The sequence below is a fragment of the Veillonella sp. VA139 genome, assembly GCF_003992005.1.
Classification (GTDB): Bacteria; Bacillota; Negativicutes; order Veillonellales; family Veillonellaceae; genus F0422.
This window is the reverse complement of sequence record NZ_RQVL01000001.1, coordinates 238138-247312: the sequence shown is the minus strand read 5'-3', so window position 1 is coordinate 247312 and position 9175 is coordinate 238138. Positions and strand designations below refer to the sequence as shown.

Sequence of the window (9175 nt, the reverse complement as noted above, 5' to 3'; positions counted from 1 at the left end):
ATTTACATTTTTATACAGTTCTTATATGAAAGAAACTGAATAGATTAATTGCTGTCCCCAAAACTTGACAAAGAGCCTATTTAGTTCGGGAAAATATATCCATCGATAGCATCGGCTTGTGTAATTTTGCTGTTTACGATGTAAGGCTGTTCTACACCGTGGAAGTTACGAGTGCCGATAGTTCCTTCCATTGTATACCAAGTATGCTCTAACAATGGTGTGGTGGAGGAGTACTCTGTAGGTAATCCAAATGGAGACATATCTGCTACGCAGCAAATCATTAAATCACGAGCTAATACAAAGTCATTGCCTTGTAAAGCTTTGTCATGATAAGAAATATAGCCTGTAGCTGTTACTGTATAGCCTTTATATTTTTCAATGTGATTAGATACTTTTAAAATTGTATCGTAATAATTTCTAGATGTTAATGTAATGTGTCGATGCGTATCATCGATGCCATCACCAATGTTTTTATAATCGTTCGTTGGAACTGGTTCTTTAGTGATGGAAATGACTTGGTCCACAGGCTCTTCCGCTGGTAATGCAAAGGCTTGGGCATGGAAGATGGATGGACTTAACAATAATGTACACAATCCGTACAGGATAGCATTTCGATACGAAGATCCATAAGATCTACGGAATATGTTTTTACTTGCTTTGATTGTGCTCCATAATAGTAATAATGTCAAAGCCCATAGCAAAGCGATGATATAGGAATTAGGGGCAATTAAACGATAGATGGAGCCTGTTGTTAATAAATACAACAAGGATAGGCTGCAACTAGCAGAGGCTACGATTTCTACCGCTGCGTGAATGTTAATTGTAGGAATGTATTTCATAGTGCATAACCTCCTATGATCGAAAATAGGATACATATAATCGTTGTTCCCAGAATGATAGAAATACTATATACTTTCACAAAGGAATTAGGGAACAGATTTCGTAATAAGACGTAGTTTTTAATGTCTAATAGAGGTCCAAACAGTAAGAATGCCAAGATTCCTGGTAAAGGAATGACGTTCATAAAGGACCGAGCGATAATGGCATCTGCAGTAGAGCAGATGGATACGCAAAAGGCGAGTGCCATCATACCGAAGATGACTAAAATGGAACCAGATAAGGATATATCTTGTAACCATTGTTTAGGTAAAAATAATTGTAACCCACTACTTAGTATAGACCCAATTATGATAAAGGGCAATAGGCGTAAGGTTTCTTCTTGTAATCTTCCGAAAAATCCTATGTCTTTTGACAGCGATTTTACTAGAGTTAATTGTTTCCATGGAGGAAATGCATCGGTACGACCATAGATACGAGAGCCACAATATTGGCTGACAATAAAAGCAAGCAAAATTCCTAGTAAAGGTCGTCCCCAGAGTATCATAGGTTCTTTTGGGAATGCATAATAAGTGGAGAGTAGTACAATGGGATTTAGCAAAGGACTAATCATCGTAAAGAATAGACTAACTTTCGGTTCCATACCTTGCCGTGTTAGACTGCGTAAGATAGGGATTACCGCGCAATCACAGAGTGGCATAGTACAAGCCATGATAATAGCTAGTATATAGGCGAGCATAGGAGAACGATGTAGATATTTTTCTATGCGATAGGGAGAGGCATGTTGTTCTACGATGACGGATATGCCAGTCCCTAACAGTAAAAATGGTATCATCTGTAATAAGATGGCCGTGGTCATGGTTACCCAATTAGGCTGTGCATAAAACATATATCCCAAGGCTAATAAGATAGGAATGATTGCATATTGTTTCCATCCAGGCTTAGACATTTGTATAGGTTTTGTGATAGGCCATTGCTTCACATTTTGGCAGGCAATCCAAGTACTATTAGGAGCTAATTCAGTATACTCTTTAGCCTTTTCTTGCGTAGTGTTGCCCAGTATGACTGTATCGCTATAACGAATTTGTGAAAGGGGAATTTCCCCTAAATACGGTAATTGTGACTCTACCCATTCTGGATGGGTCACATAATAAATATGTTTAATGTCTAACATATCTCCTAAGGGAGAGTGTAGAAAAAGTTCTTCAAAACTTTCTAAGGAGCCCATGCCATTCCATTCGATCCAAAGTTCACGATACTGATGATCTTGTAATACTTGCTGACAAGTGGAGATAGTGTTCTTGGAATCATCGTCGATGGAGAAAGTATACACTCTTTCGTTGGAAAGAGCAGGACTTTGTAAGCCCTGCTCAAATTGAAAGAGAAGAACATTTGAAATTTTATGACTTTCAATACCAGCAGTGATGGTGTTTGTCTTTCCTGAGCCAAGAAAGCCCATCACTACATAGGTGGGGATAGTTTTCATAGGTGTTACATTGTTCCATTAATAAAAGACTGCAACGCATCATTGTTCAAAGAAGGACCAATAATGGTTAAATATGAATCATGTAATGTGGTAGGAGTAATCTCTAAACCAGTACCGTTGTATTGTACTAAGGCTTGCCCTCCTGTGGACAGAGGAATGCAACCTTTCAAGCGTAAGATATGACCAGTTGTATTCGTTTCGATGAGGGCTTTCAAATGATCTTGCCATTCATCGATGGTGCGAGGTAAGGTGCATTCTACAGTGCATGTTAAGAAAGCATCTTTAGCCTGTGCGTGATGAGCAATGTGGTCATGGTGAGGAATCTCTGGGTGATTCCGTGCTGTATGATGACCTGTATGATTTTCAATGTGCTTGGTTGGAGATAAAGTTGAGACAGCTTGCTCTCGTGGATACATGGAAATATATTTTGAAAGGGTAATCTCTTTCCAAGGCACGATGTAAATCGGTGCAGCTGGATTTAAGAGACGAATAATTTCCAAGGTGTTTTGTAGCAAATCTTCATCTTCTTGATGGCTAATAAAGACTTGGCTTGAGTAGGCAATTTGATCTTTAAAGAAGACCCCAAAGTTTTTGTAGTACATTGGAGCTCGCATGGCATCCACAATGGACACACAACCGGTGAGCTCAATGCGTTTGGCAATAGATGAATCCTTGCAAATAGCTAGAATGTCAGATAGTTGACTCACCCCAGATGGTTCAATGATAATATAATCCACATCTTGAGTGTCTAAAATATCTACTAAAGCTCTACGGAAATCGCCGGCTAAGCTACAACAAATGCATCCAGATGTGAGCTCGCGAACGGTATATCCTTGTTCACGAAGAAGGGTGCCGTCCAAATTGACTTGACCGAAATCATTTTCTAAAATCAAAACTCTTGTTGGATCCGGTAATTCTTGTATGAGTTGCTGAATGAAAGTTGTCTTTCCAGCGCCTAGAAAACCAGAGACAATATACACTTTTACTTTGTGGGAACTTAGATTTTGTTTTGCTCGAGTAAAAGCACGACTGATTAGATTCATCATACATCTCACCTCCAATGTGAATAAATGTTATATATAGTAAAATGAAAGTTCTTGCATGAATAGTATACTCTCTTTTAGTCAGCTATGCATGAATGATTGAGCATTCAGTCTGCTTAACTTACAACCGTTATCAAAATAATGAATAAATGATAAAAAATCGAAAAAAATAGAAAAAGGAGATTGATTTATTTCGATTTGTCTGATATAATGAAGTCAAGATATGAGAATATATCGATTTAATTTAGTTTACATTAAGTATATATGAGGTATAAAAACATGAATCAAAAAGTAGCACAAGCTCTTAACGAACAAGTAATTTTCGAATTTAATGCAGCATCTACATATTTAGCTCTTTCCCTAGCTATGGCTGATGCTAACTTCAAAGGTTTCTCCGCATGGTTACGCGCACAATATCAAGAAGAAGTAACTCATGCTTTCAAATTCATTGATTACTTACAAAACAACAATGAAAAAGTAACATTAGGTGATGTAAAAAACACAGCATCTACTTTGACTAATCCATTAGATGTGGCAAAAGCAGTATTGGCTCATGAGCAAATGATTACTGGCAAAATCCACAACTTATATGCATTAGCATTAGAAGAAAAAGATTATGCAACAGTATCTTTCTTAAACTGGTTCGTAGAAGAACAAGTAGAAGAAGAAGCGAATGCAACTGACTTAGTAGATCAATTCACATTTGCACAAGATAGCCGTTCTGCACAATTATTCTTGGATTCCAAATTAGGAAACCGCCAATAATTGATACATTCACTCTTACTGTGAAGTGAGAACTTCCTATCAAACCTAACACACACAACACACACAAAACACACAAAAATACACAAACCTAACACACAACATATAAAATACACAATGATAGTGGTAAGAGTGATGTTGTTTGCTAGAATATAGGATAGGTAGCCTTTCTAATAGAGAGGCTACCTATTTTGTATTGCTATCGATGTGGGGCACGATTCATATACGAATGGTGGTCTACATTATTTTTTAAACTAATTAGTCAAAAAGTCAAAAAAGTATTTGACAAAGGTCAAAAAGTCAGATATAATCTAACCATAGAAAAGAACAAAAAGTCAAACTATGGTTGTCTTATTCATAAAGGGATTGGGTATGAGGATATAAAGAGTCTAGGTATTATGAATAGAACATCGAGAGTAGAAGGAATGAGGTTATACTATGAGCATTTTAGCAGATAAGATTGAACAATTTATACTGACGAAATTATTAGAGGAACAGGAAGGCATTACGCTAAGGAGAAATGAACTAGCCGAGACTTTGGATTGTGCGCCCTCACAAATTAGCTATGTGCTGAGTACACGATTTTCAAATGACCGAGGATTCATTGTTCAATCCAGACGGGGATTAGGCGGATCAATCACAATTACTAGAGTTATGGAACCGGTAAGAACAAAAGTCCTGATTCCCTTAGAAAAAACTCAAAAACGTAATGAAGAGGAAACTGTTATTACAATTGGTTGTATTGACCAAGTATTATTCCAACATATGAAAGAAGCACGTATTACAAAGCGTGAAGCAGCTATGTTACATGAAGCATTTGTTAGAATCTTACAAGATGTGCCAACGGAACGTAGAAAAGAAGCAGCAGAGCGTTTTTATCAAGCCATTATGAACATCATAAATGAGGAGGTGTAGACTATGAAATGTGATTCTTGTGGTAAAGAAAATGCAAACATTCATATGACATCTATCGTGAATGGAGCAAAAGAGGAGCATCATTATTGCCAACAATGTGCCAATCAAAAAGAGCAGGGGAGTGGATCCATGTTTTCTTCTATGTTTGATGATAGCTTTTTCAATAATCAATTTTTTGCCAATGTTATGTACCCTCAAAGTGCATTGGGTAATAGCAAACAGGTTACTTGCCCACAATGTGGCATGACTATATCGGCATTTAATCATCAAGGTCGACTAGGTTGTGATAGATGCTACGAGGCATTTCGTCAGCACTTAGTTCCCTTAATTAAGCGCATTCAAGGATCTATTTCTTATGAAGGTCGCATTCCTCAACGAGGAGCGGCAGATTTGAAAGTAGAGCAAACGATTAAGCAACTACGAAATGAGCTAATTCGGGCGGTAAAGGAAGAACAATTTGAAAGAGCCGCACAAATTCGTGATGAAATTAAGTCTTTAGAACAGTCCAAAATATCAAATTAAGGAGGGTCTATGTTACATACTATTTTAGATGAGGCCTTGTCGCCTTGGATGAAAGAATCTGGCTTAGATCATCGCATTGTTTTATCTAGTCGTATCCGATTAGCAAGAAATTTTAAAGATATACCGTTTACCAATCGAGGAGATATCGATGATTTAACTAAGGTTGATGGGTATATGCGGTCTATGACTACCCCTTTACAAACAGCCTATGGTGAAAGCTTTTCAAAAATTAACTTGGCATCTTTAAGCCCTATGGAACGAGATGTGCTAGTAGAAAAACACTTAATTTCTCCTAATTTGGCGACCCAGAGTCAAGAACGAAGTGTCATCATTTCTGAAGACTCTCGTATTGCCATTATGGTGAATGAAGAAGATCATTTGCGGATTCAGTCCATGGAATTAGGATTACAATTAGAAAAAGCCTATGAACGAGTGGTAGCTATTGATGATGTGATAGAAAGTAAATACCATTATGCATTTTCAAAAGATTTTGGATACTTAACTGCCTGCCCTACCAATGTAGGAACGGGAATGCGAGCGTCCGTGATGGTCCATGTTCCAGCGTTGTCAATGACGGGCAAATTACAGCGCATTATTCGTAGTATTATCCGCATGGGCTATTCTGTACGAGGTCTCTATGGTGAAGGATCTGAGGGATTAGGTCATGTATATCAAATCTCCAATCAGCAAACCATGGGAATTAGTGAGCAAGCAACCATTGAACAACTTTCACAGATTGTACAAGGTGTTGTAAAAGAGGAAGAAAAAGCACGGTCTGAATTATGGACTACAGATAAAGAAGGCATAGAAGATAAGGTGTGGAGGTCCTATGGTATTTTGACCCATGCACGCCGTATTTCGGGAGAAGAAGCCTTGGCCTTATTGAGTGATGTCCAGTTAGGCATAGATATGAAATTAATAGATGTGAACATGAACTTTCATGAAATGCTAGTCATTACAAGACCTAATTTCCTAGCCAAATTAGTAGGAAAAGAGTCGATGGGCGCGCAGGAACGTGATAGTCGAAGGGCACAAGTGATACGAGATACCTTATTACGAGGTTCAAAAGGAGGAAGAAAATGATAGAAAGATATACAGAAGGGGCAAAACGCGCGTTAGCAATTGCCCAAGAAAAAGCAGTTGAATTTAAACATAATTATGTAGGAACTGAGCATTTGTTGTTAGGTCTTGTAGAAGAAGAAAAATCAGTGTCTGCTCGTGCGTTGCTAGCATTAGGAGTAGAAGGGAAGGCATTAGAACAAGAAGTGATTCGTGCAGTTGGTAAAGGTACACATAGTGGTGGGCAATTGCAAATGACACCGCGTACAAAACATGTGTTGGACTTAGCCCAACAAGCCGCCAATAGTCGTGGACATAACTACATCGGTACAGAGCACATTTTATTGGGTCTATTGTACGATGGTGGTGGCGTAGCCATGCAATTATTAGCATCGAAAGGGATTCGTCCAGAGGATGTAGTAGAAAAAGTAAATGCTATCGTAGGTGGAGAAGAACAAAGTTCTAGTCCAACACCAGCTAGTGATTTAGGCGAAATTTCTGACTATGCTACAGATCTTAATGAAAGTGCAAAACAAGGCAAGATCGATCCTGTCATTGGTCGTGATACAGAAATTCAACGGGTGATTCAGATTTTAAGTCGTCGTACGAAAAATAATCCAGTCCTTATCGGAGAACCTGGGGTTGGAAAAACGGCTATTGCTGAAGGCTTAGCGCAACGCATTGTCAGTGGTGATGTACCGGATGTATTACGAGATAAGCGCATTATTTCGGTAAGTTTAAGTTCCATGTTAGCAGGAGCAAAATATCGCGGTGAATTTGAAGAACGCTTGAAAAAAGTGATGGATGAAGTGCAAGCCCATGATGATATGATTGTATTTATTGATGAAATTCACACTTTGATTGGAGCAGGTGCTACAGAAGGAGCCATGGATGCAGCGAATATCTTGAAGCCAGCCTTAGCACGTGGCAATTTCCAAGTGATTGGAGCTACTACATTAGATGAATATAAAAAGCATATTGAAAAAGATGCTGCCTTAGAACGTCGTTTCCAACCAGTACAAGTGGGAGAACCAAGTGAAGAAGATGCGTTATCTATTTTGAAGGGCTTACGTGATCGCTACGAAGCATTCCATAAAGTACAAATTACAGATGAAGCCTTGGCAGCAGCCGTGCATTTATCTAGCCGGTATATTGCAGATCGATTCTTACCAGATAAGGCAATTGATGTGATGGATGAGGCGGCATCTAAAATCCGTATGGCTGTGTTTACGGCAACTCCAGATGTGAAAGCCTTAGAAGATGAGTTAGTGCAAGTACAAAAAGAAAAAGAGGCAGCTGTGACAGCCCAAGACTTTGAGCGTGCAGCTATACTTCGTGATAAAGAAAAAGAATTAGAATCTGACATTGCATCAAAACAAGAAGATAGCAAAAAAGACAGCGAATCCAAGCTAGTAGTGACAGAGTCTGAAATAGCCACTGTTGTTTCTGAATGGAGTGGTATCCCTGTATCACGAGTGGCAGAAGAAGAATCGGAACGCTTATTGCGCTTGGAAGAAGAGTTACATCAACGTGTCATCGGTCAAGATGAAGCTGTCGTAGCTGTATCGAAAGCAGTTCGTCGTGCAAGAGCTGGATTGAAAGACCCAAAACGTCCTATTGGTTCTTTCCTATTCTTAGGCCCTACAGGGGTTGGTAAAACAGAATTAGCTAGATCCTTAGCATCCAATTTATTTGGTGATGAAAATGCTATGATTCGTATCGACATGTCAGAGTATATGGAAAAACATGCGGTGAGCCGTTTAGTGGGAGCGCCTCCGGGCTATGTTGGATATGATGAAGGTGGTCAATTAACTGAGGCTGTTCGTCGTCGCCCATACAGTGTGGTTCTCTTTGATGAAGTAGAAAAGGCACATCCAGATTTCTTTAATATCTTATTACAAGTCTTGGATGATGGACGATTAACAGATAACCAAGGTCGTACAGTCGATTTTAGAAATACAGTGATTATTATGACAAGTAACTTAGGAGCAAAGTATCTCAAAGAAGATACGGCAGCTATGGGATTCTTAGCAGCTAAAGGAGAAGAAGAAAGTGGAAAAGATAAAGAGTCTATGAAAAAGGATGTACTCCAAGCTGTAAAATCTCATTTCCGTCCAGAGTTTTTAAATCGTATTGATGAAATGATTGTCTTCCATGCTTTAGAAACAGAACAATTGGAACGCATTGTGCGTATTTTATTGCAATCTGTGACAACACGATTACATGAACAAGGTATGGAACTAGAAGTATCTGATGAAGCTATGAATAAAATCGTGGCAGAAGGAACTGACTTTGCTATGGGGGCAAGACCTTTGAAACGAGCTATCCAACGGTTAGTAGAAGATCCAATTTCTGATGCTATCTTAGAAAGTAAAGCAGGAGAAGGTAAAACAATTCATGTAGTAGTAGAAAATGATGATATTGCGATTACTGTAAAGTAATATAAGAAACGAGCTATACTTAGTTGTTATGAAGGCAACTGGGTATAGCTCTTTTATGTTCACCTGCACTCTACTATGTAAGATGTTGTATATAGATATAAGAAGAGTAT

8 protein-coding genes are annotated in these 9175 nt (G+C 38.5%); 5 read left to right on the top strand and 3 right to left on the bottom strand.

The genetic code is table 11. The features are described from left to right. Nucleotides 1-80 precede the first annotated feature (80 nt). From EO125_RS01250 to EO125_RS01240, 3 genes are read right to left on the bottom strand one after another with little or no spacing between them, the layout of a single operon-like run. Nucleotides 81-839, bottom strand: a complete 759-nt coding sequence (locus EO125_RS01250; protein ID WP_164725870.1) for a TIGR03943 family protein — start codon at nucleotides 837-839, stop codon at nucleotides 81-83. Further along, nucleotides 836-2323 (bottom strand): permease, encoded by a 1488-nt coding sequence (locus tag EO125_RS01245; protein WP_127147290.1) that lies wholly within the window; start codon nucleotides 2321-2323, stop codon nucleotides 836-838. The genes EO125_RS01250 and EO125_RS01245 overlap by 4 nt, the downstream gene beginning before the upstream one ends. A 5-nt stretch (nucleotides 2324-2328) precedes the next feature. Next, nucleotides 2329-3369: a GTP-binding protein gene (locus EO125_RS01240; protein ID WP_127147289.1), complete on the bottom strand. Its 1041-nt coding sequence runs from the start codon at nucleotides 3367-3369 to the stop codon at nucleotides 2329-2331. 276 nt (nucleotides 3370-3645) lie between these two features. Here EO125_RS01240 and EO125_RS01235 point away from each other — a divergent pair, with 276 nt between their 5' ends. The 5 genes from EO125_RS01235 to EO125_RS01215 all read left to right on the top strand — a co-directional run bounded on the left by EO125_RS01235 (nucleotide 3646) and on the right by EO125_RS01215 (nucleotide 9065). Next, a complete protein-coding gene (locus tag EO125_RS01235; RefSeq protein WP_127147288.1) occupies nucleotides 3646-4131 on the top strand; it encodes a ferritin in 486 nt (161 codons plus the stop codon). Nucleotides 4132-4566: 435 nt separating this feature from the next. Beyond that, nucleotides 4567-5043: a CtsR family transcriptional regulator gene (locus EO125_RS01230; protein WP_127147287.1), complete on the top strand. Its 477-nt coding sequence runs from the start codon at nucleotides 4567-4569 to the stop codon at nucleotides 5041-5043. A gap of 3 nt (nucleotides 5044-5046) precedes the next feature. Further along, nucleotides 5047-5565 (top strand): UvrB/UvrC motif-containing protein, encoded by a 519-nt coding sequence (locus EO125_RS01225; protein WP_127147286.1) that lies wholly within the window; start codon nucleotides 5047-5049, stop codon nucleotides 5563-5565. A gap of 9 nt (nucleotides 5566-5574) precedes the next feature. After that, nucleotides 5575-6648, top strand: coding sequence for a protein arginine kinase (locus tag EO125_RS01220; RefSeq protein ID WP_127147285.1), 1074 nt, complete (start codon nucleotides 5575-5577; stop codon nucleotides 6646-6648). Continuing rightward, on the top strand, nucleotides 6645-9065 hold the full coding sequence (locus tag EO125_RS01215) for an ATP-dependent Clp protease ATP-binding subunit (protein WP_127147284.1): 2421 nt from the start codon (nucleotides 6645-6647) through the stop codon (nucleotides 9063-9065). The genes EO125_RS01220 and EO125_RS01215 overlap by 4 nt, the downstream gene beginning before the upstream one ends. Nucleotides 9066-9175: the final 110 nt, after the last annotated feature.